Source organism: Nocardioides sp. Root140 (assembly GCF_001426745.1).
Lineage (GTDB): Bacteria > Actinomycetota > Actinomycetes > Propionibacteriales > Nocardioidaceae > Nocardioides.
Window position 1 is genome coordinate 1360818 of the sequence record NZ_LMFI01000001.1, and the last position, 26778, is coordinate 1387595.

Genomic DNA, 26778 nt, shown 5'->3' on the forward strand with positions numbered 1-26778 from the left:
GAAACACATGGCCACCGAAGTCACCCTCCCGGAGCTGGGCGAATCCGTCACCGAAGGCACCGTCACCCGCTGGTTGAAGCAGGTTGGCGACTCGGTGGCCATGGACGAGCCCCTGCTCGAGGTCTCGACCGACAAGGTCGACACCGAGATCCCCTCGCCGGTAGCCGGCACCCTGCTCGAGATCAAGGCCAACGAGGACGACACCATCGAGGTGGGCGGGCTCCTGGCCGTGATCGGCGCTGAGGGTGAAGGTGGTGGCGCAGCTCCTGCTGAGGAGGCCCCCGCCGAAGAGGCACCTGCTGAGGCACCCGCTGCCGAGACTCCGGCCGCGGAAGCGCCCGCGGCCGAGGCTCCGGCCGCTGAGGCACCGGCTGAGCCCGCTGCCCCCGCCGAAGCCCCCGCCGAGCCCGCTGCTCCCGCCGCGTCCGGCGGCTCGGGTGCGGGCACCGAGGTCAAGCTCCCCGAACTGGGCGAGTCGGTCACCGAGGGAACCGTCACCCGCTGGCTGAAGAACGTCGGTGACGACGTGGCCGTCGACGAGCCGCTGCTCGAGGTCTCCACCGACAAGGTCGACACCGAGATCCCCTCGCCGGTCGGCGGCACGCTCCTCGAGCAGAAGGTCGCCGAGGACGAGACCGTCGAGGTCGGCGCCGTGTTGGCGATGATCGGTGACAAGGGTGCCGCCCCGGCAGCAGCCGCAGCACCGGCCGCCCCCGCCGCCGCTGAAGCTCCCGCGGCCCCCGCTGCTGAGGCACCCGCGGCCCCCGCTGCTGAAGCGCCCGCGGCCCCCGCCGCCGAAGCACCCGCGGCCCCCGCCGCCGAAGCACCGGCCGCTCCGGCGGCAGAGGCTCCTGCCCCGGCAGCGCCCGCCGCCTCGGCCGCTCCGGCCGCCAGCTCCGGCAAAGAGGACGCCGGCTACGTGACCCCGCTGGTGCGCAAGCTCGCCAACCAGCACGGTGTCGACCTGGCCAGCGTCACCGGTACCGGCGTCGGTGGCCGGATCCGCAAGCAGGACGTGCTCGACGCCGCCAAGGCCAAGGAGGCGCCGGCACCGGCAGCTCCCGCCGCGGCCGCTGCTGCACCTGGTGCCTCCGCTCCTGCTGCGTCAGCCGCACCCACGCCGTCCCCGCTCCGCGGCAAGACCGAGCCGCTGAGCCGCCTGCGCAAGGTGATCGCCAAGCGCATGGTCGAGTCGCTCCAGGTGTCGGCCCAGCTCACCCAGGTGGTCGAGGTCGACGTCACCAACATCGGTCGCCTCCGCGACTCGATCAAGGCCGACTTCGTGGCCCGCGAGGGCGTCAAGCTCTCGTACTTCCCGTTCTTCGCCAAGGCGACCATCGACGCGCTCAAGGCCCACCCGGCCCTGAACTCGCAGGTCGACGTCGAGAAGGGCGAGGTCACCTACTTCGACGCCGAGCACCTCGCCATCGCGGTCGACACCGAGCGCGGCCTGCTCAGCCCGGTGATCCACAACGCCGGCGACCTCAACGTGGCCGGCCTGGCCCGCAAGATCGCCGACCTCGCCGACCGCACCCGCAACAACAAGGTGAAGCCGGACGAGCTCTCGGGTGGCACGTTCACGCTGACCAACACCGGCAGCGTGGGCGCCCTCTTCGACACCCCGATCATCAACCAGCCGCAGGTCGCGATCCTCGGCACCGGCACGGTCGTCAAGCGGCCCGTGGTCATCGACGACCCGAACCTGGGCGAGACCATCGCGGTCCGCCAGATGGTCTACCTGTCGCTGACCTACGACCACCGCATCGTCGACGGCGCCGACGCGGCCCGCTTCCTCCAGGACGTCAAGCAGCGCCTCGAGGCAGGTTCGTTCGAGGTCTGAGACCCCAGCACGAAGCGCAGACGGCGCGCGTCACCCGGAGACCGGGGACGCGCGCCGTCGCCATTTCCACTGCGTGGCTCGATCCGCGGGATGGCCTCGTTGGCGCGTGACGGGGACCGTGACAGGCTTGGGCCATGGACGTCGTCATTGCCGGAGCATCCGGATTCCTGGGCACCCATCTGACCCAGAGCCTGCGCACCCGCGACCACACGGTGACCCGGCTGGTGCGACACCCGGTTCAGGCCGATGACGAGTCGCAGTGGGACCCCTACGCCGACCAGGTCGACCAGTCGGTCATCGACGGAGCCGACGTCGTGATCAACCTCGCCGGGTCTCCCCTGCTCGGCAACCCGCACTCGACGAAGTGGGCCGACGACCTGGTCCGCAGCCGAGTCGCGACCACGCGCGTGCTTGCCGACGCGGTCGCCCGCAGCCAGGCCGCCGGTCAGCCCACCGCGTTCCTGGCCGGCAACGGCATCTCGTTCTACGGCGACCACGGCGAGTGCGTGATCACCGAGGAGACCGAACCCGAGGGCGAGGCCTTCCTGACCGGCGTGACCAAGCTCTGGGAGGAAGCCGCCTCCCCCGCCGTCGACGCCGGCGCGCGGGTGTGCGTCCTGCGCACCGCACCGGTGATGGACCGTCGCAGCTCTCCCCTGAAGCAGATGCGCATCCCGTTCAGGATCGGGCTCGGTGCCCGGATCGGCAACGGGCAGCAGTACTTCCCGATGATCTCCCTGCGCGACTGGCTCTCCGCCGTCGTGCACCTGGCCGAGAGCGACTCGGCCTCGGGACCGCACAACCTGTGCTGCCCGGTGACCCCGACCAATGCCGACTTCACCCAGGCCCTCGCCAAGGCGTTGGGCAGCCGCGCCTTCGTCGCCGTGCCGTCGATCGTGCTGGACAAGGCCGCGGGGCGCATGGCACCGGAGATCCTCGGCTCCGTCCGCGCCGAGCCGGCCGCCCTGCTCGCCGAGGGCTTCGAGTTCGCCGACAACGACGTCCGCGACGTTCTCGCAACCGGCCTCAGGCACTGAGGTCGTCGGTCTCTCGTCGAACCGGCCCCGGTCAGCGGACCTGGCCGACCAGCCAGGCACCCCGGCGTCTCACCAGCGTCACAATGCGACGATCGGCACTGTCGGCAGGCAGGGCCAGCCGTTGACCGCGACCGACCGCCACGGCCCCGACCAGCCGATCGGTGACCTGCACGACGAGGCGCCTGGGCTCACGGTGCACCAGGCGGAACGCGAGCACCTGCTGGCGCAGACCTTCGACGTGCAGGCCGCGGGCGGCATAGGCGCGCAGCAGGCGTACGTCGTCGACGCCGGCACCCTCGGCGTACAGGCGACCGAGCGCCAGCGCATCACCCGCGGAGTACGCCGCGGCGCGCCGTGCGTCCCAGGCCGAAAGGATGCGCCGGGCCTCGACCTCCCACGAGCCGGCCGAGACGGTCGCCCGGGCCGCCGACGTGACCGGCTCCGCCACCCCCGCCGTGTCCTCGACACGATGCGTCGAAGAGCTGGCCCGGGCGAGCACGAGCACACCACCGACCGCGGCCGCCACGAACAAGGCGGCCACGGCGCCGAGCACCACTCCCCGGAGGTTCACCCCACCACCCTGACCCAGCGCGGACGATCGCGCATCCGGTCGTCCACAGGCGCTCGACGGCTGGGCACATCCGGTGTCGTACCGCCCCGGGAGTAAGGTCGAATCCGTGCCAATCGAGTTCCGTGAAGCAGGCCTGGGCGCCGACGCCGTCGACTACCGCGAGGCGTGGGAGATGCAGGGCGAGGTCCATGCCGCAGTCGCCGACGGCGCCGACGACGTCGTACTCCTCCTGGAGCACCCGCCGGTGTTCACCGCCGGCACCCGCACCGACCCCCACGAACGTCCCGCCGATCCCGGCGGCGCGCCGGTCATCGACGTGAACCGCGGCGGCAAGATCACCTTCCACGGGCCCGGCCAACTGGTCGGCTACCCGATCGTGAAGCTGCCCGAGCGGGTGAAGGTCGTCGACTACGTGCGTCGCGTCGAGGAGGCCCTGATCGCGGTCTGCGCCGACTTCGGCGTCACCACCGCACGCATCCCCGGACGCAGCGGTGTCTGGCTGGCGGCCGACGAGAAGGGCCCGGAGCGCAAGATCGCGGCGCTCGGGCTGCGCGTCTCGCGGCGGGTCACGATGCACGGGTTCTCGCTCAACTGCAACGTCGACCTGGCGTGGTACGACCGGTTCGTGCCGTGTGGCATCGCCGACGCCGGGGTCACCTCCCTGAGCCGTGAGCTCGGCCGCGACGTCGAGGTCTCCGAGGTGATCCCCAGCGTCGAGAAGCACGTGGCCGACCTGCTCGCCTGGAACGACTACACGCCGACCCCCGACTACGAGCCCCGGCCCGAGCCACCGCGACTCAACCTGATCCGCCCCGGCACCTGACGCCTCGGTGGTCGAGGAGCGAGGGACGAGCGTCTCGAAAGCACCCGGCGAGGCTCACGCCGTACGACGGCCGAGAGTGGGAGCCTGATCCCCGCGACCCGCACGAGGTGGGACGAACAGCGGGACGGGGACAGGCACATGGCCGAGATGGTGATCGAGACCCAAGGTCTCCAGAAGGTGTTCCACACCAGGCGCGGAGGTCGGCGCATCGCGGTGCGCGACCTCGACCTGCAGGTGCCGGCCGGTGGCGTGCACGGCTTCCTGGGCCCCAACGGCTCGGGCAAGACCACGACGATCCGGATGCTGCTCGGGCTGGCGTCGGCCACCTCGGGCACCATGCGCCTGTTCGGTCGCGACGTGCCGCACCACCTCGCCGAGGTGCTGCCGCGCATCGGCGCGGTGGTCGAGTCGCCCAAGTTCTCCCCCATGTTCTCCGGCCGCCAGAACCTCCAGCTGCTGGCCGGAACCATCGGCGTGCCGACGACCCGGGTCGACGAGGTGATCGAGACGGTGTCCCTCACCGGGCGGGACGGCGACCCGTTCCGGGCCTACTCGCTCGGCATGAAGCAACGCCTGGCCATCGCCGCCACGCTGCTCAAGGATCCTGACCTGCTGATCCTCGACGAGCCCACCAACGGACTGGACCCGTCCGGGATCCGGGAGATCCGGGAGACGATCCGCGACCTCGGGGCCCGTGGCGTGACCGTGCTGCTGAGCTCGCACATCCTGGCGGAGGTGCAACAGGTCTGCGACTCCGCCACGATCATCGGACAGGGCCGCATGCTGGCCACCGGCAAGGTCGACGACCTGATCGGTACGGGCACCTCGTGGCGGGTCGGCGTACCCGATCGGGCCGAGGCACTCCGCGTCCTCGCCGAGGGCGGCCTCACCGGGCGGATGGCCGCCGGCGAGATCATGGTCGACACCGACGACCCGCAGGCGATCACCCGCACCCTGGCCGCCGCCGGCATCTACCTGACCGAGCTGGTCGCCGAACGCGCCGACCTCGAGTCGGTCTTCCTCCAGCTGACCGAGGGCACCAGCCTCGACGACACCGCGAGCCACCCCGACACGGCCGCCGACACGGCGTACGACGAGGGCGAGGCCCGCGCATGAACCTCCTCAAGGTCGAGCTGACCCGCCTGCGCTGGCGACGCGCCGCGCTCCTGATCCTCCTGGCCGCCGTGGTGCTGCCGATCATCTTCATCGCGGCCACCGCCTGGAACACCCGACCGTTCAGCGACGCCGACGTCGCCGACGCCGAGTCCCAGATGCAGATGCAGCAGCAGTACGCCGAGGAAGACATCGCGAACTGCGTGGCACATCCACAGCAGTACGGCTTCGAGGCCGATGAGCCGGACCTCGAGTCCCTCTGCAGCCAGAGCATGGTCCCGCCTGACGACATCTCCAACTACCTCTACCGCGACCAGCTGAGCACGCCCTACGCCCTCGACGGTCCGGGCCTGTCCGCGGCCACCTTCATGGTGCTGCTCGCCCTCATCCTCGGTACGACGTTCGCCGGTGCCGACTGGGCGTCGGGGTCGATGAGCAACCAGCTGCTCTTCGAGTCGCGCCGTCCCCGCCTCTGGCTGGCGAAGGCCGCCGCAGCGGTGATCGGCGGAGCCCTTCTCGCCGTGGTGGGGCTGGTGGTGTTCTGGGCGTCGTACGCCGGGCTCGCGGGCTTCCGTGACGTGGAGCTGGCCGGGTACGCCGACGACATCGGCGCCCAGGTGCTGCGCGGCACCCTCTTCGCCGGGGCCGCCGCACTGGGTGGCTTCGGGGTCACGATGCTGTTCCGCAGCACGGTCGCCAGCCTCGGCCTCCTGCTCGCGGGGGCGGTCGGCGGGTCGATGCTGATGGCGGTGCTCCCCGTCGACGACCCCGAGCGGTGGATGTTCCACTCCAACGCCGCGGCCATCCTGCAGAACGGGTACGAGTACTGGCCCTCAGGCGGCTACTCCTGCATGGACGACTGCAGCGACATCATGCTGCACCTCTCACTCACCCACGGCGTGGTCTACTTCGCGGTCGTCCTGGCAGTCCTCACGGCCGTGTCGGTGTTCTCGTTCCGCAGTCGCGACGTGCCCTGATTCCGCGGTGCACGGATGCCCGTCGGTCGGCGTACTGACGGGTTCACGGCGGATTGGGGTGGCCTTCCTCACGGGCGTAAGGTTGCGGCTGTGACGCAAGCTCCCGCCGCCCCGACCTCACCCACAGCTCCCAACGGCCGCAAGCTGCTCCGACTCGAAGTGCGCAACGCGGAGACCCCGATCGAGCGCAAGCCCGAGTGGATCAAGACCAAGGCCAAGATGGGCCCCGAGTACAACGAGCTGATGAAGCTCGTGAAGTCCGAGGGCCTGCACACCGTCTGCCAGGAAGCCGGCTGCCCCAACATCTTCGAATGCTGGGAAGACCGCGAAGCCACGTTCCTCATCGGCGGCGAGCAGTGCACCCGACGCTGCGACTTCTGCCAGATCGACACCGGCAAGCCGCAACCGCTCGACCGCGACGAGCCCCGCCGGGTCGCGGAGTCAGTGCAGAAGATGGACCTGCGCTACGCCACCATCACCGGCGTCGCCCGCGACGACCTCCCCGACGGCGGCGCCTGGCTCTACGCCGAGACGGTCCGCAAGATCCACGAGCTCAACCCCGGCACCGGCGTCGAGAACCTGATCCCCGACTTCAACGGCAAGCCCGACCTGCTCGCCGAGGTCTTCGAGTCCCGCCCCGAAGTGCTGGCCCACAACGTCGAGACGGTCCCGCGGATCTTCAAGCGGATCCGTCCCGCGTTCACCTACGAGCGCTCCCTCGGCGTGATCACCGCGGCCCGCGAGTTCGGCCTGGTCACCAAGTCCAACCTCATCCTCGGCATGGGCGAGACCCGCGAGGAGATCTCCCAGGCACTCACCGACCTCCACGAGGCCGGCTGCGAGCTCATCACCATCACGCAGTACCTCCGTCCCTCGCTGCGCCACCACCCGGTGGAGCGGTGGGTCAAGCCGCAGGAGTTCGTCGAGCTGATGGAGGAGGCCGAGGACATCGGCTTCTCCGGTGTGCTCTCCGGGCCGCTCGTGCGGTCGTCGTACCGCGCCGGCCGCCTCTACAAGCAGGCGATGGAGCGGCGCGAGCTCGTCTGACGTAGTCTCCACCCCGCACTGATTCGAACTGATTGATATCCAGAAGGCCAAACACATGTCGACCCCTGTGGCACCCGAGAACATGAAGCGCCGTCAGCAGCTCGTGCAGACGTACAAGATGGCGAAGAAGTCCGACACGAAGATCGGGCTCTGGATGCTCGGCGCCTTCATCGTCGGCGCCGCCATCGGTTTCGGCCTCTTCTACATCCTCCCCGGATCGGGCGTGCTCGGCCTGGTCATGGCCATCGTCGGGGCGCTGCTGTTCGGCATCCTCTTCATGATGATCGTGTTCGGTCGCCGGGCGCAGAAGGCCGCGTTCAACCAGATGGACGGCCAGCGTGGCGCCGCCGCAGCAGCCCTGGGCATGCTCCGCCGTGGCTGGAAGACCGACCCCGCAGTCGCCTTCACCAAGCAGCAGGACGTCGTGCACCGCGTCATCGGCCCGCCCGGAATCGTGCTCGTCGGCGAGGGCTCCCCCGCCCGTGTCAAGCAGCTGCTGATCAACGAGCGCCGCAAGCACGAGCGGGTCGCCTCCGAGACGCCGATCCACGAGATCGTCTGCGGCAACGGCGAGGGCGAGGTGCCGCTGCCCAAGCTGGTCAAGCACGTCACCAAGCTCGGCAAGAACATCAAGGGTGCCGAGATGACCGACCTGCTCTACCGGATCAAGGCACTCGACGCGAACCGCTCGAACATCCCGCTGCCCAAGGGCCCGGTGCCGACCAACATGAAGGGCCAGCGCGGCAACCTGCGCGGTCGCTGACCCCGCCGAGCCACTCGCGTGTGCACCCTGCCTCAGGCAGGGCAGACGGTGTTCATCGCGGCGCCCGCCCAGACCCCGAGCATCTCGTCGGCCAACGTCGAGCCGGCACCGAAGTACTCCAGGCCCTTGCCATTGGCGCCGTTCGGGTTCATCTTCCCCTCGTCCTTCGGGTCTCCGATGGTCCGCGTCTCCATGAGCTTGATCGCGACCGGGAGCCCGGCCTCCCGCAGGGCGGCGTAGCCGGCGTCGACCTGCTCGTCGCACGACGGGGTGAAGATGCCGAACATGGCGGCACCCTCCTCGGCGTTGATCACCAGCCAGTTCGCCGAGGTCGGTCCGTTGAGGCTGTACATCGGGATGTAGCAGTGGTGTGCGCTGGCGCTCGTGGTGCCGAGTGCGACGGCGGCCACGACGCCGGCACCCGTGATCACGCTTCGTCGAATGATCCTGCTGGCGTTCATAGGGCGACTCCTCCGTCCAGACCCCGGCCTGTCCGGGATCGGCCTTCGAGTCCACCAGACCCGCCAGCGCACCCACATCACTCACATTGGTGAACCGGTGGATGGGGTTCGTCGTACGCCGGTCAGGGCTTGGCGGCACCCGTCGGGTAGGGCTGGACCTTGCTCGCCGGCGGAGCCACGATCTTCACCGGCTCGCCCCACTTCGACATCTTGAGCTCCATGGAGCCCTGCGCGTCGAGCTCGGCGGTCATCTTCGCGAGACGGCCCTCGTCGTCGAGCCACACGTCGTAGTCGAGGGTGTCGGGCACCTTGCCGGCCTGGTCGCCGAGCGTCTTCTTGAACGCCTCGGTGTTCGTGGTCAGCACGTAGTGCCGGGTGTGCGCGCCGTCGACGGAGTCCTCGCCGACCAGGGTGACCTTCTCCAGCCCCTGGCCGAACATCTCGACCGTCGACTTCGGGTCGAACGACGAGAGTCCGCCGAGGCTGGCGGCCATCGGGTTGTTCGGGTCGTCGAGGTCGATCTTGTAGAAGACGTCCTCGGTGCCGGCGCCCAGCATCGGCATCGCCAGGTACATCCCGTCGTCGACGACGCGGGCCTGGATCGACTGCTCACCGAAGGCAGGGGCCGACATCTCCATCGACATCCTGGGCTTCTCGCCCGTGTAGTCCACCTGGCCGGTGGCGGTCATCACGAGGCCGGCGTTGACCAGCTCCATGGTGATGTGCGCGGTGTCGATGCCCTTGAACGCCGACTCGATCTCCTTGGCGAACTCCTTGGCGTCGACCTCCTCGCCCACCGGGGCCACGCTGCTCGACGTACCGCCGTCGCCGGAGGAGTCGACCGACGCCGAGGTGGACTCCTCGGAGGAGCCCGCCTTGCCGTCGTCGTCGGGTCCGCAGGCGGTGACGCCGAAGATCAGCAGCGGGACGACCGCGGCGGTCGCCAGACGGTGCCGGGCGGGGCGACGGTGAAGAGTGCGCATGCGCACCAATCTAACGGCGGTCCCCAAGATCGCCGGAAGCGTCTCGTAGCAGCACCGTGGACGTGCCAGCCACCATGTCGTGGAGGCCGCGGCCGTCCGGGCGGAACACCAGCGGCGGGATGAACAGGGCGATCATCACGCTGCGGATCAGCGCGTGCAGCAGGTCGACAGGTGCCCCGCTCCCGTCGAAGCGTACGACGCGCAACCGGGCCACCTGCTTGCCGAACGAGCCGCCGACGAACGCGGTGAGCACGGTGCTCTCGAGGATGAACACCGCCATCGTGTAGAGCCCGGAGAACCGGTCGCTGCTCCAGTCCTCGATGCCCATGAAGAGCATCACGACCAGGGTCGAGGCGATCCAGTCGATGAGGAGGGCGAGCATCCGCTGGGCCCAGGAAGCGGTTTGTGGCACGGCGAGAACCCTACCTGCGGTGGATTGGGTCTCATTCACGGCTCAGGTGTTACATGCGCGAAACAAACCGGATACGGTCAAGAAACTGCCTGTGGCTACTTTTACGGGCAACCACTGGTGCAGTGCCGCACCGGAAATCTGATCCGCTCGAAAACTTGCGGTCGCACCAGTCCCCTGGGCTGCGGCCAAGGAGGACGAATGTTCGCGAATAGCGACGAGCTTCTGAAGTACCTCAAGGACGAACGCGTCGAGATGGTCGACGTGCGCTTCTGCGACCTGCCCGGTGTGATGCAGCACTTCACCGTGCCGGTCTCGTCCTTCGACCAGTCGGTCTTCGACGACGGCCTCGGATTCGACGGCTCCTCGATCCGCGGGTTCCAGGCGATCCACGAGTCCGACATGCAGCTGTTCCCGGACCCGACCACGGCGTACCTCGACCCGTTCCGCGTCGCCAAGACGCTGGTCGTGAACTTCTTCATCCACGACCCGATCACCGGTGAGGCCTACTCGCGCGACCCGCGCAACATCGCCCGCAAGGCGATGGCCTACATGGCCAGCACCGGCATCGGCGACAAGGCGTTCTTCGCCCCCGAGGCCGAGTTCTACGTCTTCGACAAGGTCCGCTTCGCGACCAATGCGAACGAGGGCTTCTACCACATCGACTCCGAGGCGGGCGCCTGGAACTCCGGTTCCGTCGGCACCGAGGAGAGCCCGAACCGCGGCTACAAGGTCAAGTACAAGGGCGGCTACTTCCCGGTCGCGCCGTACGACCACTTCGGTGAGCTGCGCGACGAGATGGTCATCGAGCTCGAGAAGTCGGGCCTGCTGGTCGAGCGTGCGCACCACGAGGTCGGCACCGCCGGCCAGGCCGAGATCAACTACAAGTTCGACGAGCTGCTCAAGGCCGCCGACGACGTGATGAAGTTCAAGTACATCATCAAGAACGTCGCCTGGCGCAACGACAAGACCGCGACCTTCATGCCGAAGCCGATCTTCGGCGACAACGGCTCCGGCATGCACGTGCACCAGTCGATCTGGAACAACGGTGAGCCGCTGTTCTACGACGAGACCGGGTACGGCGGCCTGTCCGACATGGCCCGCTACTACATCGGCGGAATCCTGAAGCACGCCCCGGCGCTGCTGGCGTTCACCAACCCGACGGTGAACTCCTACCACCGCCTGGTGCCCGGCTTCGAGGCCCCGATCTCGCTGGTCTACTCGCAGCGCAACCGCTCGGCCTGTGTCCGCATCCCGATCACCGGCTCGAACCCGAAGGCCAAGCGCATCGAGTTCCGTTGCCCCGACCCGTCGGCCAACCCGTACCTCGCCTTCTCGGCGCTGCTGCTGGCCGGCCTCGACGGCATCAAGAACAAGATCGAGCCCGCGGACCCGATCGACAAGGACATCTACGAGCTGCCGCCGGACGAGATGGCCGACATCGCCCAGGTCCCGACGTCGCTCGACGCGGTGCTGAAGGCCCTCGAGGAAGACCAGGACTTCCTCACCGTCGGGAACGTCTTCACCCCCGACCTGCTCGAGACCTGGATCGACTACAAGCGGACCCAGGAGATCGCGCCTGTGCAGCAGCGTCCGCACCCGCACGAGTTCGAGCTCTATTACGACATCTAACCGGGCCGCCGGCTGCGGTCGTTCAGGAACGCTGAACAACCGCAACAAACAGCCGCTGACCTGCAGAAACGCCGCTGAGCGACCCTTTGGTCGCTCGGCGGCGTTTGCTGTTGCTAGCCGCTCGCCTGTTACAAATCCAGTACAAATCTCGGGAGCGCCACCTTCCGCCAGGCTCGTCTCTTGGCGCTCCCCGGGCGGTCCACCCTGGGGGTCTCGGCGTAACTCGGTCGCCCGAATCGTCGCCGTCGCATCGCATGAGCTGACAACCGTCGTAGCGGATGCTCGGCGAGCGCGTTGCCAGATCATTTCCACCTGCGTGATCGCTCCCGCGCGGTTGTCGGACATAGGTGCCCGTAGACCAAACGTTCGTCAACGCCGCGAGGAGGGGCTTGATGATGGCAACAAACTCGAACGTGCCGACTGCGGAACCGGGAGTCTTCGGTCCGCGGCGTCGCGGAAACGCCAGCAGCCGGTCACCCAGGCTGGTCGATGCGCAGGAACTGTGGGACATCGACGATGTCGCGTCTTACCTCGGCGTCACCAAGCAGACCATCTACTCGTGGCGGACGACAGGCTACGGTCCCGCCGGCTTCCGTGTCGGCAAGCACCTGCGCTGGCGAGCAGCAACCGTCATCAATTGGACGGTTCGACTCGAGGAGAATCAGTGATCCCGACGGGTCCTCGGCCAGACCCGGGACCGGCGATAGCGACGGGACATCCGGCAGCACGACTTGTCCCTCGATCGGATTGTGCCGAGGACAGCCATGGCCAGCGTTAGCTCTGGCAGGCCAGCCGACGACGGCAGCCCTCGTTACGTCGTCAACTACCGAGATCCCGAGGGGCGGCAACGCCGCAAGACCTTCCGACGCAAAGCCGAGGCGGTCGCGTTTCGCAACACAGTCGAGGCGGACAAACTCCGTGGAACCTATCTTGATGTCGACGCGGGCAGGATCTCGTTTCGGACGTATGCCGAGGAGTGGCTGGCAAGCCGGACGTTCAGTCCGCTGACCTACGAGGCGACCGAGCTGCGACTCAGGCTCCACGTGTTCCCGACCCTCGGACACCTCGAACTTCGCCAGATCAAGCCGTCGACGATCCAGAAACTTCTCCGGTCGATGGAGATGGCCGAAACCTATCGACGCGTCATTTTCTCAAACGTGTCCGCCATCTTCTCTGCTGCAGTCGATGACGACATGATCGCCAAGAATCCCTGCAAGGCGAGTTCAGTGACACGGCCCGCCACGTCGCGACGAAAGGTTGTGCCGTGGCCGTCAGAGTGGGTTTCCTCCATGCACGACGCGCTGCCACCGCAGTACAGGATCGCGGTGACGTTGGGTTCGGGACTTGGACTGCGTCAAGGCGAGGTTTTCGGCCTGGCAGTCGAGGATGTCGATTTCCTTCGTGGAGTTGTCGAGGTGAGGCGTCAGGTCAAGGTCTTCGGTGGCAACCGCCTGGTCTTCGGTCTGCCGAAGGGCGACAAGACCCGGACCGTCCCACTGCCCGAAAGTGTCGGGACGGAACTCAGCAGCCACCTCGCCGCCTACCCGCGGCGCAGTGTCACGCTGCCGTGGGGCGCGCCCGAGGTTGAGAGGAAGTCGAGCGCGGGGCTCATACTGACGACACGCGAACGCTCGGCCCTCAACCGCAACTACTTCAACACGCGCCTCTGGAAGCCCGCGCAGGCGCGCGTGGGCATCGAGCAGGTGCGGGATAACGGCATGCACGCCCTCCGCCATTGGTACGCATCCGTCTTGCTGGACGCCGGCGAGTCGATCCGCGCGGTTTCTGAATACCTAGGACACAGCGATCCAGGCTTCACCTTGCGGACGTACACGCACCTCATGCCCAGCAGCTCCGAGCGTACGAGGGCCGCCATCGATCAGGCATTCGCGGAAGTGCAGGATGAGAAGCCCACGGCAGTGAATGGCGATGGCATCACCGAACTCGGCGCACCCTGAGAAGATCGACACCCGCAAGCAGCGAGTAACCCTGCACAAGGTTGGTCTTCTACAGAGAAGGTCGATGACCCAACAGGTAAGACGACAATGGGACCCAGGGCCAAGAAGTTCAGCGCCAGCTAGGTCGCATCCGATCCATCGGCTGTGTCAGCCTCAGCAGCATTCGTCGCCTGACTCGCCGTCGACCTCTTGGCCGGGGTCTTCTTCGCGGCCATCGCGCCCGCGGAGGCCTTCGCTGCGCCAGCTACGGAGACCTCCGCAACCGACTCCCCCAGCAGGTAGGCGCGAGCTTGTACCCGAAACTCCGGGTCGATGCCGGTCGCGGTCACCAGGAACCCGCAGACGTCCGCGACCAACTTGGCGGCGATCTCATCGAACTCGTCACCGAACGCGTTCGAGAGCGTCATCCGCTGCCGCGCCGCGGCGAACGCGGACGCAGCCTCGGCCTGCCGGAGCGCGTTCTGCATGTGGTCAGGGCGCCGCATCAGCCGGGTGACGAGCTCCCGGAGCGTCGGGTAGTACTCAGGCAGGTGGTCGCGCTCCTTCGCGCCGTCAGGGCGTAGTGACTGCAGGAGCTGAGCGACCTGCTTCTTCTCCTTCAGCCCGGTCGCGCCGCCGTACAGATACTCCTGGAGCCCGCGGTCGGGGTCAGAAAGGAAAGCACCTCGCACGTGCTCGGTGACCTTGATGAGGGTCACCAGGTACAGCCACGCCAGGTCGAAGAACAGCGACAGGTGGTCGGGGTCCTTCGGCTTGAGGAACTTCACCGCGTCAGAGAGGTGCGCGACGAGCTGGAATGGGTTGCGGTGGTCGTCGTAAATCCAGTAGTCGAAGTCGCGGTAATCGATGAGCGGCTTCAACCGCTTGTCCAGGTTCGTGTACGCCTTCAGGTGCGCTTCTGCTGCGGCCTTGTCGAACAAGATGGCCAGCGGGCTGCCTTCGGGCACCGGCGGACCGTGCAGGGTCTGCATGTGGGCCAGGTCCGCTGAGGGGAGCACCGTGATGCGGAGCTTGTCCGACAGCTGCCTGGTCGAGTCGAGGACCTCGTGCTCGCGCACCAGCATGGCGTCGTCGGCGCCGAACAGGTCAGCGACACCGCGGACCCAGAACATCCGGGCGGTCGGCTTGTCCGACTTGCCAGACTTGCAATCAGCGATGGTCGTCGACAGCCGGTACCCCGGCGTGACGGAGACCCCGAGAACGTCTAGGTCGGTGAACGTCTCTGCCGGCCCTCCGTCAGCACGCTCGTGACCACGCAGCACCACGTCGAGTCGGGTCGAGAAACCCATCGACCACAGGAGCGACCGGACGCCTACCTTCAGGCCCAGATCGAGCTCGCTCACAGAGACCTCGTTCCCATCGCCGCCTCGAAGATCTTGTCGAACTGCTTCGCCGAAGGCTGCGCACTTTTCCGGAGCCGATGCACGGTCTGCATCGGCGCCACGTACGACCGGTCCGACGCCAGCGTTTCCCGCGCCAGCGCGTCATCGACCCGGTGCTCGACCAGCTCACCGTGCGTCAGCAGCTCCCGCGCAAGCTTCAGCGCCTCCCGGTTGTCGGCGGTGTCGATGAACCGAGGAGTCACCCACCGACCGCCAGGCAATGTGTCCGGAGCGAACTCGATGAGGCGGGCGTTCCGCATCAATTCATACTGCCGCTTGTGACCGCTGTGCGGCGCCAAGAACCCCCGGTTCGGGTCCAGCAACTTGTCGATGACGTTGATGAGCCCGGCTGCATCCAGACTCGAATACCCACCGAACGACTCCGCGCACCGCAGACACGCGATGACCGCGAGCGCCTTGTCCAGAACGGGCTTGCGGGCGGTCAGGAGCTTCCTATCCGCGATGTATGGCAGCGCAGCGAACGGCTGCGCACCCCCACCAGGAACGGTCACGGCCGGCGCCATGATGAGGCCCTTCGCAACCGCGTCGGTCAGCAGCGGGTGCGTGGTCGGAGAGATGGCCAGCCCCTGCTTCGCCCGGACCGCGGCGAACTCCTCCGCGAGCTGATCACCACCGTGACTGTTCACGAGCTCTCCGAGCAGGGCCGGGTTCTCGAACCCGAAGAATGGCGAGTACACGATGTCGCCGTCGATGGCCTGCACTTTTTGCATCAGCCCGGAGTCCATGGCCAACTGCACGATCAGCGGGACATCGGCGTGGTCCAGCGCGAAGGTCGACTCGAGCTCCTCCAGCGGCACCGGGGCCTCGGACAGCCCGTCGACAACCACCAGGAGCTGCTTCTCTAGTTCGGTCGGGTTGCGGTCCTGCCACACCTCCCCGAGCCGCGTGTACAGATCGTCGTAGTAGGGGACGTTCTCGGTGAAGGTCTGGATCTTGCCGCCCGAGCGCTGGATACCGCTTACGAACCCGGCGTCGCCCAGGAGCGTGACCACTTCGTTGAACGCCAGCATGTCAACATCAAGCTGGCTGGCCGCGATCGACATCAGCGCCTGCGCGTCCTTGATGACGTCGTTGCCGCGGATGAGGCCCGCGACGGTCGCCGCCATCCCGACGATCCGGGTGTCAACCAGCGGCTGCAGCACCGGCGAGTTCGGGTCGACGTTCCGCACGCCGGAGTGCACGTCCTGGCAACGCAAACCCTCGTCGAAGTGGTCCATCGTCCTGTCCCCGTAGTTCTTCATGTTCGCGCGCGGCAACGGCAACCACACGGACCACATGCGCTTCCTTCGGCGATTCTTCCAGCGCCCACGTTCGATCGCCTAAGAGATTCGGAGTGCCATTCGACCTTTCTGGCGGCGAAACGCCTGGCGAATGCCGCTGCTCGAGTGGCTGATGTCGAGCCTCGCCGATATGCAGACCGACCGTGGCTGGGGAGCATGGCGCGACGCGTACGACGATCTACCTCAGCTGGCGACTATCCCGCCCGAGGTCGCGAACACCCGGACGTCACCGCGACCGAAGTGGAGGAGATGGCTTCTGGCCGGCGACCCGCAGGGTCAGACACAGACGACTCGGCAACACCCACGAGCAGTCCGGAGCCGATCTGCCCGGCACAAATGCTACGCTTTCATTCCCAGAGCATTCCGAGCAGAGGATCGAGATGACTGCATCGAGCGAGGCGAACGAGTTCCCGGTCACCGCGCCGGCGAGCCACGAGGCGGTCGCGCAGGCAGTGGGGAGGCACCTTCCACTCTTCGGTCAGGTCCTCATCGAAGCGTGGGGCGGGTTCGCGACCACCCGCCGCTTGGCGGCGCCGCAGATGGCCTTTGCCGGCGCCTCCTCGCGCGGGATGCTGGTCTCGGACTTCACTCGTGAGCCGGCCCACCGCATCTTCAACCGGGTGCCTGAGGCCACCGTGGAGGACGACCAGTTCGGCCGGCCGTGGGTGAGCCTGGCCGGCGGCGGTCTCAGGGTCCGGTTCCGCAAGCTCACCTCCGAGCTCGGCCTGTGCCGCAGCGACTCCGACCGGGCGCTCAGCCTGGCCTACCACCTCGGCGACCCGTGCCTGCCGGGCATGGAGACGTTCACCGTCCTGACCGCTGGCTACGTCCTGGACACCGCCGAGGAGAACATCTCGCGCCTCGAGTTGGTCTGCCATCTCGGCTTCACCGACGTCTTCTACTCTCTTCCGATCCCACTCACCAGCATGACCAGCACGACCCCTGTTGTTGGCTCGGTCGCCGGCCCGGTGCAGATGCCGCTCGCGCCGCTGTCGCCACCGATCATCCGCTCGGCGCAGACGGCCGCTGCCAAGCGCCTCGCAGCCGGCTCTCGCCCCGGAGGAGGTCGTGGTGTCTGACCAGGCACGGCCGCGGATGGTGACCCTCGTGCGGGAGTCGCTCGGCCTGACTCAGCTCGACCTGGGCGAGGCCGCCGGTCTGAGCCAGGGCTACATCTCCAAGGTCGAGTCGAGCCTGCTGCCCCTGACCGGTGAGAACCTCCTCAAGGTGGCGGACGCGTTGAAGTGCCCGGTCGAGCTGCTGGTCGACGACACCCCCGTGCAGGGGCTGGAGGTCACCTGCATGCACCACCGGCGCCGGCACTCCAAGATCAACGCCTCCACCAAGCGGCGCATCGAGGCCCTCACTCACCTGACCCGGGTCTCTGTCGAGGGCCTGCTGCGCGGCATCGAGCTCGTACCCGACACCGAGCTGCACCGTCTCGACCTCGACCTGTTCGACGGCGACCCCGCGGCCGCGGCACGCGCCGTACGCGCCTCCTGGCGAGTCCCGACCGGCCCGATCCACAACGTCGTCGAGGTGCTCGAGGCCGTTGGCATCATCGTGGTGGCACGGTCGCTGGTCACCAACGCCCAAGACGCGGTGTCCACCTGGCCACGTGACGGTGGGCGCCCGCCGATCATGGTCGTCAACCTCGGTCTGCCGGCCGACCGGCAGAGGTTCACCACCTGCCACGAGCTCGCTCACCTGCTCCTCCACACCATCCCCGAGGACGACCAGGAGAAGCAGGCCGACATCTTCGCTGCGGAGTTCCTCGCCCCGGCCGAGGAGATCGCACCGCAGCTGGCCGGCCTGACCACCCGCGACTTCCCACGGCTCATCCAGCTCAAGGCCCAGTGGGGCATGTCGATCGCGGCACTGATCCGGCGCGCCTACGACCTCGACGAGATCTCCGATCGGCAGTATCGCCAGTTCCAGATCCGGCTCAACCAGCTGGGCTGGAAGCAGCTCGAGCCCGGTGCCCTGCCGGCCGAAACTCCCAGCACCCTGACCAGGGTGATGGAGGTGCACCTGAGCCAGCACGGCTACACCATCGACGAGCTCGCCAAGACCGCCGGGATGCTCCCAGCCCCGTTCAAGGCCCACTACCGACCGCCCCGCGAGACACCTCCCGCGACCCCGCTACGGCTGGTGCAGCCATGAACGGCCAGGCACACAACCCGGCCGCTGACGCCGACGGCGCAGTCGTCCACAGGAACGATCAGACAGCGACTCATGCACAACCGCCGCTGAACACCGTCGAGCCGTCGGCCTCGCGGCCTAGGCTGTCCACACCCAGCCAGGTGGAAGGAGCAAGACCCCGGATGCAGATCCGCAGCAGCATCCACCGCGGAGCCCGCGACGACAGCCACGCCCACCCGGCCGCAGGGCGCGGTGTAGTGATCGGCCGCGAGGTCGACGTCCTGTCCGGGCAGATCGGAGAGGTCGGGGCCAGGTCCGCCGCAGGCCGCTTTCCGAGCCCGAACCCGCTGTTCGCAGGCTGCCCGTCCCTTTTCTTGCAGACCGCGTGCGCGACACGTCACCTCAGCGCCGCGGCTGCCCTGGTCGCGGTTGAGGAGACCGGCCTCCTGCTCACCTTGAACCCGCGGATGAAGGACCGCATCAAGGAACTGCGGCGCGTGGTCAGTGAGTGCCGAGTCACGATCGCCGCAGCCGCTCCTGCCGATGCATCCGCCCAACCGGTGCGCGCGGAGATTGTCGTGCTAGCCGACGCAAACAGGTATGCCGGGAAGAACCGAGCTGTCGCCACGGCTACGGGCTCAAACCTCGACCCGGCATGGGTCGCCGTGCAGCGCGAGCTCGGCCTTTCCGCGGCCCTCACTGATTCCCCCTACGTGCCGGCGGAGAAGCAGACGGCTCTTGCCGCGGTTCTCGACGAGGCACGCGCTCTCGGGCCTGACGTGGTCGCCGTGCTCCCACTCCATCTCGACTGGCTCAAGAAGGACGTCGCCAGCCTGATCGCCGAGATCAACAAAGCCGCAGTCCCGGTCGCGCTGGTGCTCGAGCACGACAACGACCCACTCGGCGTCCAGGACGCCGTCGCCGGACTGGTCCGACTGCTCGCCGAGGCCGAGGTCAAGATCGCGTTGCTGCGCTGCGACATCTCCGTGATCGGCGCAGTCGCCTTCGGTGCGAGCCTCGGCGCCGTCGGGACGACCACGGCGCTGCGACACCTCTACCCGACCAAGGAGAAGGGCGGCGGGTTCAACGGCGGAGCGCGGATCGGGATCTACGTGCCCCGTTCGATGGCCTACCGGGCCCTGGACACTCTCAACACCGCGATCGCGCTCGACCAGGAGCACCAGGAACGATGGATCTGCGGGTGCCATCGTTGTTTCAACCGGCCCCTGAGCCACATCCACGACGAGGTCGCGGCATACCAGCACTCACTGACAGCCATCGCAGAGCTCGGCCAGAACATCCTCGACGCCTCGAGCCCGTTGCACCGTCAGCACGCCTGGGTCGGCCAGTGCAACCACGCGCAGGTCACCAACATGGAGATCGCCGCAGAGACCGGCCTTAACTGGGATCCGCCCAAGTTCCAGGGCGCGTGGCACAAGCTCGCGCCGAGTCTGCCGCCACTGTCCTAGCCTCCGGCTCAGCCGCAGCGCTCGTTCAGCAGGCTGGCGTGACGCCCGTTCGGAGAGCCACGTCGAACAGTTGCTCCTCCATCAGGCGACGTTGGTGCGCAACCCCGCCCTCGGAGTGCTTGGCGCGTCCGAGGCCCTCGACGACCACTCGAGCGCCGACCGGGTTGACCTCGGCCACGGTGAACCCGTAGTAGTCGCACTCGAAGACATCCCAGCCATCTGCCCCTGGGGGCGAGGGGACGGCCGCGACCGCCGATGCGTAGGCCGAGGCAGCAGCTAGTGCACCCCGCGCCGCCGACAGCGGCCACAGGGTTATGAAGGCCTCCATGCGCAGGACGGCAGGCTCGATGTGGTCGCGCCCGTGCTCGAGCCGGTCGGCCAGGATGGAGCGGTACAGCACCGGACCCCGCCCAGTCGCGACCCGCCCCTCAAGAGCCTCGACGTCCCACGACACCACCGGCACCAGCAGGCCGTCGCAGAACCACACCGCCGGCAGGCACACCCCTGCACCGACCACGTCACGGCGTACGAACTCGGCGGCCTCGGCCGGCTGCAGATCGTGCCAATGCGCCAAACCGCGTGGCGTGGGCTTGGCGATGCCGAGCCGCTCCCGGGTCAGCATCTGCACCACCCCCAACGATCCTCTCCACCCACGTCACTGCGGTGCGCCTGAGCCGCGCCCCGGGCGACATCATCCGTCAGCGCGACCGCGGGGGTAACCCCCCACCCCCGCAACGAGACGCCGCCGCCAGCTGCTAGTCGGCGGGCCGAATGGCCCAACGCCCGGAGTATCACGACACACCTGCTGGAGTGACTACGCCGCGGCCCGCGAACCTACCCGCCCGCGCAGTGGGCAGCTCACGCAACATGACCTTCGCTTGAGGGACCACTCGCATCCCTCGGTCCTGGCCGAGCGAGCTGACGAACACCCAGTCATCAGGCTTCATCCCAACCCGCTCCATCAACAGCTTCGGCAACGTCACCTGCATCACCTCCGTCACCATCCGCGGTCGAACAGGGTCACGCCGCGCCGCGGCGCCGGGATCGTCCGGAGCCGGCACCGGCGTGAGCACAAGAGCCCACCGCCGGTCATCAGCAAGGCCCACCGTGACCCATACCCTCGGCCTGATCCCCGACAGCACCGCCAGCTCCATCGGAAGTCCAACACGACGTTTCTCGTTGACGCGCCGGGACACCTCCATAGTGTTCATACTAACACTACGCGAGCCTGATGCTGAGGAGACACACTTCGGACAGGGATGGCTTTCACCTCTCACGATTCACCTCCGGTCGGCGCAGCTGCTCACGCCTCGCCTCCCCACAGCAGGTCGAGGTCCGGATCGTGGATGACGTCGAGGCGCTTGTCGGGGGCGTAGGCCGTGGGCTCAGGCACCACCAGGCGGCGCAGCTGGCGCTCTGTCGCGCTTAGCTGGGTGGCGTCTATCTGGTCGATCGGGTCTGTGTCGTCGTAGTTCATCGCGGTCTCCTCAGCGGCCCGGGGCCCGGCGGTCGGTGGTGGGCTGGGTGCGCGGCAGATCCCGCTGCTTCTCGGGAGGCTTGGGCACGAAGGACTCGTCGAGCTCGCCGGCGAGGTCCCGCATCTGGGTCTGATACCGCTCCCACTCGCGAGGGTGGATCCCGTTCTGCAGGGCGGAGGCGACGACGGCGGCCATGGAGTAGGGCCGGTCGGCGGGCACCTGGTCGAGTGCGCACCAGGCCTTGGCGCCGTCGCCGTGCAGCCAGCTGGCGAAGCCGAGCATGGAGGCCGGCGCCGCGCGGACCTCGTCAGGGGCGCGGCGGGTGAGGTCGTTCCAGATCGCCATGTGGGAGGTGTGGTTCTCCTTGGTCATGCCCTCCCACAGCGCGTCGCGGGTGCCGATCTTCTCCAGCGCGAGGAGCATCCGTGCGCCGTCGACGTCGGAGAGCCGGTTGCCGTCGGTGTGGAACTGCTCGAGACGGTCCAGGGCCCAGTCCCGCTCCGCGGCCGGCGAGCTGGCCGCGGCTTCTGCTCGAGCTGCGGGGATCAGCTGGGCGATCGGCTCGCGGTCGCCGACCATGGAGGCGGCCAGCGAGGACCGGCTGGAGGCCGGTTGGGCGGCGCCGGACAGCACGGTCGTGGCCGCGATCCGCTCGGCGGTCGCCTGGGTCTGCAGCCCGGTGGTGCCGGTGTTGAACTCCCGCCACCGCTCCCCGTCGGAACACAGCCGGATCTGGGTGGTGATGCCAACGGTCTCGAGTCGGTTGGACAGGTGCTGGCTGGCCAGCTCGGCGCTGCGGCGGTCCCCGGTGAAGCAGAGGATGCCCAGCCGAGCTCCGGGGCGGGCGTGGCGGCCGTAGGGGCCGCTGATGGCGTCCCAGACCTCCTCGCGGGCGGTCGCGCTGGTCGGGAGGTCGACGCGGGTGATCGGGAGCCCGGGCCCGAACGGGACCAGGACGATCGACTCCTCGGGCTTGAAGCCGAGGACATGCGGGACGGCGGCGAGCAGCTCGTCCGGGGACTGAACGACGAGATCCATCGGAACCCTCCCCGCGGTCAGCTGGCCTGGGCCGGGCGGGCGGCGCGATCGATGCGCGCGGAGACGTACTTGAGCGAGACGCCGACCTCGCCGAAGCGGCTGTCGACGACCACGACGTCCTTGGTGCGCTTCTCGCCGGTCTCCTTGTCCGGCCAGCTCTCGGTGCGCTCGAGGCCGTGGACGAAGATCGGGTCGCCGGATCCGCAGCTGTCGTGCACGTGGGTGGCGGCCGAGCCGAAGATATTGAAGTTGTGGGCAGTGGGCCCGTCGTTGACCCACTCCCCCTCGTCGTTCTGCACGCGCCGGTTGACCAGGACCCGGCAGCTGACGAACGGCTTGTTCTCGCGGGTGTAGAGCAGCTCGGGAGCCTCGGCCAGGTTGCCGGCGAAGGTGACGGTGGTGGACATGAGTTCCTCCTAGGTGACTGCGAGACGTCGGAATCGGTCCCGCAGTCACCTAGGTCCCGTCGGGCTCCCGCAGCGATCACCTGGGCCGAACTTGTTCGTTTCCGCTCGTGCTCGCGAAGGAGCTGCTCCTCAGGGCGCAGTGAGGGCGCAAAGAAGCGCCCCGACCGGCTCTCGGGTACCGGATCGGGGCGCTGAGAAGGACGCGAGAGGCAGGGATCGACACAACTGTGCCGGCCACCAGCTGGGCCTACCGTGCCGGCCGCCGCCGCGGCGGTCGGTTGCTGAGCTTCTGCGGTGGCGGAGGCAGGTCGTGGCCGAGCCGCCGGCGGGATTCCTCGCCCGCGGCGATCACCGCTTCCTGGGCGAACGCGGAGCGGGCGAGCATCCGGCCGAGCTCCTGGCGGTCGGCCACGAGCGCGTCTTCGACGGCCTCGATGGTGGAGGCCGGCAGGTCGTGCTTCTTGTTGAAGCTCTTGCGGGTCACGCTGACCAGGGCGGGATGCTTCTCGCTGGCGGCCGCGAGCTCGGCGCGCTGCTGGGGCGAGCGCCGGGCGTGCAGCTCGAGCGCCTGGGCGAGCCAGCCGACGAACGATCCGGGCGAGTCGGGGTCGGTGTCCAGGTCGGCGACGTAGGCCGATCGGGCGAGGTCCCACACGCCGGGCTTCCAGTAGATGCCGACCGGGGTCGTGGTCTGGCTCCTCATGCCGCCACTCCCCTGGCCCAGCGCCAGCTGCAGCACCTGGCGCTAACACCAACGCCGCTGCATTCCCGGGCGGGGCCGTGTGCAGCCGTTCCCACTCTCGCTCGATTCCTTCCGTCCAGACAGCTACGAGGGTGCAGCTGCGCCGCGTCGCCGCAGCGGAGTCCGCCTCCGTAGGAGCGGGGTGTTCCCCACCCTCCGGACGTGCCCACCTTTCCACAGGTTCGCGCTGTGAGCCGGTAGGCGTCGGCCCCGTTGGGAGACTTGGTCCTGTCAGTTCTTTCTATTCTACTCACGGAGGACAGCCGCATGACCGACACCATCCAGACCGACGCCGTCACCACCACTGAGGGCACCGACGCCGCCCCGGCTGAGGAGTTCCTGCACCTGGACCCCGCCGACATCATCATCGGCACCAACGTCCGCACCGACCTGCGACCCGACCACAAGGAGTTCCGCAAGTCGATCAAGGAGCGCGGCGTCATCGAGGCCGTCACGGTCTACCGCAACGATAACGGCCAGTACGTCCTGCTGCGCGGCCAGCGCCGCACCGTGACCGCCGCCGACGTCGGCACCCCGACCGGCCTCATCCCGGCGCGGGTCGTCCCCCAGCCCGCCGAGACCGACCGGATCGGTGACCAGATGGTCGAGAACATCCACCGAGCCGGGATGCGCGAGACCGAGATCGTCGCGGGCGTGGAGCAGCTGGCCCTGCTCGGCGTGAGCGCAGCGCAGATCGCCAAGCGCACCAGCATCGACCGCCCGACCGTGAACGCCGCCCTGGCGGTCACCAAGGCCGACCAGACCCGCAACCGGCTCGACTCCGGCGATCTGACCTTGGAGGAGGCCGCGATCTTCGCCGAGTTCGAGCACGACCCCGAGGCCGTGGAGCGCCTGGAGTACGCCAAGCGCTTCCGCCGCTCCCTGACGCACGAGGCACAACAGCTGCGTGACGAGGTCGCCGAGCGCGAGGCCGACGCCGCCGAGGTCGAGCGGCTGCGCGGCGAGGGCCTGCCGGTACTGACCGCCGAAGAGGTCGCGGCGGCTGACGAGGTGCTGCGCATCGAGCGTCTGCTCAACGCCGAGGGCGAGCCGGTGCCGGAGGAGGAGTGGCCCAGCGTCCCGGGCGCTCGCGTCCACGTCGTCAAGGAGTGGGTCTACCCCGAGGACGAGTACGACGAGAGCGAGGACGACACCGACGACGAGGCCGACGACGAGGCCGACGACTACGAGCCCGCCGAGCCCTACCAGCAGTACGTGCCGGTGTGGGTCGTTACCGACCTCGACGCCTCCGGCCTGCGGCGTCGTGGCGGCGTCAGTGGCGGCGCGAGCAGCGGCAGCACCGCCGACGAGGACGCGGGCGAGAGCGAGGAGGAGGCCGAGGCCCGCCGCGAGGAGCGCCGCCGTGTGATCGCCTACAACAAGGCGTGGGCCAGTGCGGAGACGGTGCGCCGCGAGTGGCTGGCCGGGTTCGTCGCTCGCAAGACGGCCCCGGAAGGAGCCGAAGCCCTGATCTGCGAGGCGGTCGTCACCGGCCACCACTCGCTGAGCAAGGCCATGGACCACCGGCACCCGATGCTGTTCACGCTGCTCGGCATCCCGGCCCCGACCGGCTACTACGGCGCAGGCCAGGACGAGTGCCGCAAGATCACCACCAAGGCGACCACTCCGAAGGCCGCGACCATGACCACGCTCGCCGCCGTCGTCGCCGCATGGGAGGCGACCACCGGCAAGCACTCCTGGCGCAACCCGAGCGCGTGGGACGCCCGCGTGCTCGGCGCGCTCGTGGAGTGGGGTTACCAGCCCAGCGAGGTCGAGTGCATCCTGCTCGGCGAGGAGCCCGAGCCGGACGCCGACACGGAGGGCGAGGCCAACGCCGACGAGGCCAGCGACAGCGCCGCCTGACGCGTCGCCCCTCCCCCACCCGAGGCCGGTTCTCCCTGTGGAGAACCGCCCTCAGTGGAATAGAAACCATAGAATGAACTCAGTTCGTTTGATCCGCTACCCGGGAGGACCCCGCATGTCACACGAGATCGAGACCCACGGCACGCACGCTGCCGCCGTCTTCGCCCGCAAGGACGCCTGGCACCGGCTGGGCACAACCGTCCGCGACCGCGCATTCTCCGCCGAGGAGGCCATGACGCTCGGCCACCTGGGCGGCTGGGAGGTGCGCAAGTTGCCGCTCACCACCGCCGAGGTCAGCGAGGGCGGCGTCACGCCGATCGAGGTCCCCGGGTTCGCCACGGTGCGCACTACCCCGTTCACCGGCCAGCCCGAGGCGCTCGGCGTCGTTGGCGGCGGCTACACCCCACTGCAGAACGAGGACCACGCCGAGTTCCTGAACCTGCTGGCCGACGAGTCCGGCGCGATCTTCGACACMGCCGGGTCGCTRCGCGGCGGGCGGCAGGTGTTCATCACCATGCAGCTGCCGRACTCACTSACGGTCGGCGGCACCGACCGCGTCGACCTSAACATCGCCGCGCTCAACAGCCACGACGGCACCAGCGCGTTCCGCATCCTCGTCACCCCGGTCCGCGTCGTCTGCGCGAACACCCAGAGCGCGGCCCTGAGCAACYRCGAGTCGTCGTTCTCGATCCGCCACACSCGCAACGCCAAGGCCGCCGTCCAGGCCGCCCGCGACGCGCTCGGGCTGACCKTCACCTACGTCGACGCGTTCCAGGTCGAGGCCGAGCGGCTGATCCAGCAGACCATGACCGACGCCACGTTCGACGCMCTGATCGACGCCACGTTCGGCAAGGCCGAGGGCAACGCCACCAACCGGGTCCGGCGGCTGATCCAGCAGACCATGACCGACGCCACGTTCGACGCMCTGATCGACGCCACGTTCGGCAAGGCCGAGGGCAACGCCACCAACCGGGTCCGCGAGACCGAGCGCCGCCGCCGCTCCCGGCTGCACTGGCTGTTCGCCGACGCCGACACCCAGGCCGGCATCCGYGACACCGCGTGGGCCGGCTACCAGGCCTTCGCGGAGTACGTCGACCACTACGCCCCCGTCCGAGCTAAGGGCGACGAGGCCACCGCCCGCGCCACGCGAGTGCTCACCAGCGACGACCCCGACCGGATCAAGCGMSGCGCCTGGACCGCGCTCGCCCCGGCCTGACCATCCGCGCCAGTTCTTCCGGTGGCGGGCTGAGACCCCGAGTCCGGCCCGCCACCGGCCCAACCGAAGGAGGAGCCATGACCAAGCAGACGCCGAACACCGCCACGACCTTCCCCGTCGAGGTGA

At 68.5% G+C, this 26778-nt stretch carries 27 protein-coding genes; 15 read left to right on the top strand and 12 right to left on the bottom strand.

Annotated features, from left to right (window positions below):
- Window positions 1–7: 7 nt before the first annotated feature.
- The gene (gene sucB / locus ASD30_RS06585) at window positions 8–1840 is read left to right on the top strand and encodes a 2-oxoglutarate dehydrogenase, E2 component, dihydrolipoamide succinyltransferase (RefSeq protein ID WP_056678491.1); all 1833 of its coding nucleotides are present in this window, start codon (window positions 8–10) and stop codon (window positions 1838–1840) included.
- Window positions 1841–1974: 134 nt separating this feature from the next.
- Complete coding sequence (locus ASD30_RS06590; RefSeq protein ID WP_056678496.1) at window positions 1975–2877, top strand: TIGR01777 family oxidoreductase; 903 nt, start codon at window positions 1975–1977, stop codon at window positions 2875–2877.
- 31 nt (window positions 2878–2908) lie between these two features.
- Here the strand turns inward: ASD30_RS06590 and ASD30_RS06595 are convergent, their stop codons facing one another.
- On the bottom strand, window positions 2909–3448 hold the full coding sequence (locus ASD30_RS06595) for a hypothetical protein (RefSeq protein WP_156393522.1): 540 nt from the start codon (window positions 3446–3448) through the stop codon (window positions 2909–2911).
- Window positions 3449–3554: 106 nt separating this feature from the next.
- Here ASD30_RS06595 and lipB point away from each other — a divergent pair, with 106 nt between their 5' ends.
- From lipB to ASD30_RS06620, 5 genes are all read left to right on the top strand, one after another.
- Window positions 3555–4271, top strand: a complete 717-nt coding sequence (lipB, locus tag ASD30_RS06600; protein ID WP_082563591.1) for a lipoyl(octanoyl) transferase LipB — start codon at window positions 3555–3557, stop codon at window positions 4269–4271.
- Window positions 4272–4409: 138 nt separating this feature from the next.
- Window positions 4410–5387, top strand: a complete 978-nt coding sequence (locus ASD30_RS06605) for an ABC transporter ATP-binding protein (RefSeq protein WP_082563592.1) — start codon at window positions 4410–4412, stop codon at window positions 5385–5387.
- Window positions 5384–6361, top strand: coding sequence for an ABC transporter permease subunit (locus ASD30_RS06610; RefSeq protein ID WP_056678504.1), 978 nt, complete (start codon window positions 5384–5386; stop codon window positions 6359–6361). Before ASD30_RS06605 ends, ASD30_RS06610 begins: the two co-directional genes overlap by 4 nt.
- A gap of 90 nt (window positions 6362–6451) precedes the next feature.
- Complete coding sequence (gene lipA / locus ASD30_RS06615) at window positions 6452–7408, top strand: lipoyl synthase (protein WP_056678508.1); 957 nt, start codon at window positions 6452–6454, stop codon at window positions 7406–7408.
- A 55-nt stretch (window positions 7409–7463) separates the two neighbouring features.
- On the top strand, window positions 7464–8171 hold the full coding sequence (locus tag ASD30_RS06620) for a DUF4191 domain-containing protein (protein WP_056678511.1): 708 nt from the start codon (window positions 7464–7466) through the stop codon (window positions 8169–8171).
- A 32-nt stretch (window positions 8172–8203) separates the two neighbouring features.
- Here ASD30_RS06620 and ASD30_RS06625 read toward each other — a convergent pair whose 3' ends face one another.
- The 3 genes from ASD30_RS06625 to ASD30_RS06635 form a co-directional block, all read right to left on the bottom strand.
- Window positions 8204–8632 carry a hypothetical protein gene (locus tag ASD30_RS06625; protein ID WP_056678513.1) on the bottom strand — a complete coding sequence of 143 codons (429 nt, stop codon included), beginning with the start codon at window positions 8630–8632 and terminating at the stop codon, window positions 8204–8206.
- Window positions 8633–8754: 122 nt separating this feature from the next.
- Window positions 8755–9615, bottom strand: coding sequence for an LppX_LprAFG lipoprotein (locus ASD30_RS06630; protein WP_156393523.1), 861 nt, complete (start codon window positions 9613–9615; stop codon window positions 8755–8757).
- Window positions 9616–9625: 10 nt separating this feature from the next.
- Window positions 9626–10027, bottom strand: coding sequence for an RDD family protein (locus tag ASD30_RS06635; protein ID WP_056891207.1), 402 nt, complete (start codon window positions 10025–10027; stop codon window positions 9626–9628).
- A 198-nt stretch (window positions 10028–10225) separates the two neighbouring features.
- Here ASD30_RS06635 and glnA point away from each other — a divergent pair, with 198 nt between their 5' ends.
- The 3 genes from glnA (at window position 10226) to ASD30_RS06650 (ending at window position 13614) form a co-directional block, all read left to right on the top strand.
- On the top strand, window positions 10226–11656 hold the full coding sequence (glnA, locus tag ASD30_RS06640) for a type I glutamate--ammonia ligase (RefSeq protein WP_056678523.1): 1431 nt from the start codon (window positions 10226–10228) through the stop codon (window positions 11654–11656).
- 392 nt (window positions 11657–12048) lie between these two features.
- The gene (locus ASD30_RS06645) at window positions 12049–12324 is read left to right on the top strand and encodes a helix-turn-helix transcriptional regulator (RefSeq protein ID WP_082563595.1); all 276 of its coding nucleotides are present in this window, start codon (window positions 12049–12051) and stop codon (window positions 12322–12324) included.
- A gap of 96 nt (window positions 12325–12420) precedes the next feature.
- Window positions 12421–13614, top strand: coding sequence for a tyrosine-type recombinase/integrase (locus tag ASD30_RS06650; RefSeq protein ID WP_235532521.1), 1194 nt, complete (start codon window positions 12421–12423; stop codon window positions 13612–13614).
- A gap of 119 nt (window positions 13615–13733) precedes the next feature.
- On the opposite strand, the gene ASD30_RS06655 is transcribed toward ASD30_RS06650, so the two are convergent.
- Both ASD30_RS06655 and ASD30_RS06660 read right to left on the bottom strand, forming a co-directional pair.
- Complete coding sequence (locus ASD30_RS06655) at window positions 13734–14957, bottom strand: hypothetical protein (RefSeq protein ID WP_056678525.1); 1224 nt, start codon at window positions 14955–14957, stop codon at window positions 13734–13736.
- Window positions 14954–16234 carry a hypothetical protein gene (locus ASD30_RS06660; protein WP_056679442.1) on the bottom strand — a complete coding sequence of 427 codons (1281 nt, stop codon included), beginning with the start codon at window positions 16232–16234 and terminating at the stop codon, window positions 14954–14956. The genes ASD30_RS06655 and ASD30_RS06660 overlap by 4 nt, the downstream gene beginning before the upstream one ends.
- 443 nt (window positions 16235–16677) lie before the next feature.
- Here ASD30_RS06660 and ASD30_RS06665 point away from each other — a divergent pair, with 443 nt between their 5' ends.
- From ASD30_RS06665 to ASD30_RS06675, 3 genes are all read left to right on the top strand, one after another.
- A complete protein-coding gene (locus ASD30_RS06665) occupies window positions 16678–17376 on the top strand; it encodes a hypothetical protein (RefSeq protein WP_056678527.1) in 699 nt (232 codons plus the stop codon).
- Window positions 17369–18460 carry a helix-turn-helix domain-containing protein gene (locus ASD30_RS06670; protein ID WP_156393524.1) on the top strand — a complete coding sequence of 364 codons (1092 nt, stop codon included), beginning with the start codon at window positions 17369–17371 and terminating at the stop codon, window positions 18458–18460. Before ASD30_RS06665 ends, ASD30_RS06670 begins: the two co-directional genes overlap by 8 nt.
- 161 nt (window positions 18461–18621) lie before the next feature.
- Window positions 18622–19908, top strand: a complete 1287-nt coding sequence (locus tag ASD30_RS06675) for a hypothetical protein (protein ID WP_056678532.1) — start codon at window positions 18622–18624, stop codon at window positions 19906–19908.
- Window positions 19909–19933: 25 nt separating this feature from the next.
- Here ASD30_RS06675 and ASD30_RS06680 read toward each other — a convergent pair whose 3' ends face one another.
- The 6 genes from ASD30_RS06680 to ASD30_RS06700 all read right to left on the bottom strand — a co-directional run bounded on the left by ASD30_RS06680 (window position 19934) and on the right by ASD30_RS06700 (window position 23534).
- Complete coding sequence (locus ASD30_RS06680; protein ID WP_056678536.1) at window positions 19934–20539, bottom strand: hypothetical protein; 606 nt, start codon at window positions 20537–20539, stop codon at window positions 19934–19936.
- Between the two features lie 160 nt (window positions 20540–20699).
- Window positions 20700–21110 carry a hypothetical protein gene (locus tag ASD30_RS06685; protein WP_156393525.1) on the bottom strand — a complete coding sequence of 137 codons (411 nt, stop codon included), beginning with the start codon at window positions 21108–21110 and terminating at the stop codon, window positions 20700–20702.
- A 101-nt stretch (window positions 21111–21211) separates the two neighbouring features.
- Window positions 21212–21385, bottom strand: coding sequence for a hypothetical protein (locus ASD30_RS27100; protein ID WP_185254947.1), 174 nt, complete (start codon window positions 21383–21385; stop codon window positions 21212–21214).
- Window positions 21386–21395: 10 nt separating this feature from the next.
- Entirely contained in the window at window positions 21396–22424 is a 1029-nt protein-coding gene (locus tag ASD30_RS06690; protein ID WP_056678543.1) for a DUF4192 domain-containing protein, read from the bottom strand.
- Between the two features lie 17 nt (window positions 22425–22441).
- On the bottom strand, window positions 22442–22831 hold the full coding sequence (locus ASD30_RS06695; RefSeq protein ID WP_056678545.1) for a single-stranded DNA-binding protein: 390 nt from the start codon (window positions 22829–22831) through the stop codon (window positions 22442–22444).
- A gap of 247 nt (window positions 22832–23078) precedes the next feature.
- Complete coding sequence (locus ASD30_RS06700) at window positions 23079–23534, bottom strand: hypothetical protein (protein WP_082563665.1); 456 nt, start codon at window positions 23532–23534, stop codon at window positions 23079–23081.
- 306 nt (window positions 23535–23840) lie between these two features.
- Between ASD30_RS06700 and ASD30_RS06705 the strand changes: the two genes are divergently transcribed.
- Entirely contained in the window at window positions 23841–25436 is a 1596-nt protein-coding gene (locus ASD30_RS06705; protein ID WP_056678551.1) for a ParB/RepB/Spo0J family partition protein, read from the top strand.
- Between the two features lie 115 nt (window positions 25437–25551).
- Complete coding sequence (locus ASD30_RS06710) at window positions 25552–26652, top strand: DUF932 domain-containing protein (RefSeq protein ID WP_056678554.1); 1101 nt, start codon at window positions 25552–25554, stop codon at window positions 26650–26652.
- Window positions 26653–26778 lie beyond the last annotated feature (126 nt).

Coding starts and splice junctions, on each gene's coding strand:
- sucB (WP_056678491.1), top strand. CDS start 8: ATGGCCACCGAAGTCACCCTCCCGGAGCTGGGCGAATCCGTCACCGAA.
- ASD30_RS06590 (WP_056678496.1), top strand. CDS start 1,975: ATGGACGTCGTCATTGCCGGAGCATCCGGATTCCTGGGCACCCATCTG.
- ASD30_RS06605 (WP_082563592.1), top strand. CDS start 4,410: ATGGCCGAGATGGTGATCGAGACCCAAGGTCTCCAGAAGGTGTTCCAC.
- ASD30_RS06610 (WP_056678504.1), top strand. CDS start 5,384: ATGAACCTCCTCAAGGTCGAGCTGACCCGCCTGCGCTGGCGACGCGCC.
- ASD30_RS06620 (WP_056678511.1), top strand. CDS start 7,464: ATGTCGACCCCTGTGGCACCCGAGAACATGAAGCGCCGTCAGCAGCTC.
- ASD30_RS06625 (WP_056678513.1), bottom strand. CDS start 8,632: ATGAACGCCAGCAGGATCATTCGACGAAGCGTGATCACGGGTGCCGGC.
- ASD30_RS06630 (WP_156393523.1), bottom strand. CDS start 9,615: ATGCGCACTCTTCACCGTCGCCCCGCCCGGCACCGTCTGGCGACCGCC.
- glnA (WP_056678523.1), top strand. CDS start 10,226: ATGTTCGCGAATAGCGACGAGCTTCTGAAGTACCTCAAGGACGAACGC.
- ASD30_RS06645 (WP_082563595.1), top strand. CDS start 12,049: ATGATGGCAACAAACTCGAACGTGCCGACTGCGGAACCGGGAGTCTTC.
- ASD30_RS06650 (WP_235532521.1), top strand. CDS start 12,421: ATGGCCAGCGTTAGCTCTGGCAGGCCAGCCGACGACGGCAGCCCTCGT.
- ASD30_RS06660 (WP_056679442.1), bottom strand. CDS start 16,234: ATGGACCACTTCGACGAGGGTTTGCGTTGCCAGGACGTGCACTCCGGC.
- ASD30_RS06665 (WP_056678527.1), top strand. CDS start 16,678: ATGACTGCATCGAGCGAGGCGAACGAGTTCCCGGTCACCGCGCCGGCG.
- ASD30_RS06675 (WP_056678532.1), top strand. CDS start 18,622: ATGCAGATCCGCAGCAGCATCCACCGCGGAGCCCGCGACGACAGCCAC.
- ASD30_RS06685 (WP_156393525.1), bottom strand. CDS start 21,110: ATGGAGGTGTCCCGGCGCGTCAACGAGAAACGTCGTGTTGGACTTCCG.
- ASD30_RS27100 (WP_185254947.1), bottom strand. CDS start 21,385: ATGAACTACGACGACACAGACCCGATCGACCAGATAGACGCCACCCAG.
- ASD30_RS06690 (WP_056678543.1), bottom strand. CDS start 22,424: ATGGATCTCGTCGTTCAGTCCCCGGACGAGCTGCTCGCCGCCGTCCCG.
- ASD30_RS06695 (WP_056678545.1), bottom strand. CDS start 22,831: ATGTCCACCACCGTCACCTTCGCCGGCAACCTGGCCGAGGCTCCCGAG.
- ASD30_RS06700 (WP_082563665.1), bottom strand. CDS start 23,534: ATGAGGAGCCAGACCACGACCCCGGTCGGCATCTACTGGAAGCCCGGC.
- ASD30_RS06705 (WP_056678551.1), top strand. CDS start 23,841: ATGACCGACACCATCCAGACCGACGCCGTCACCACCACTGAGGGCACC.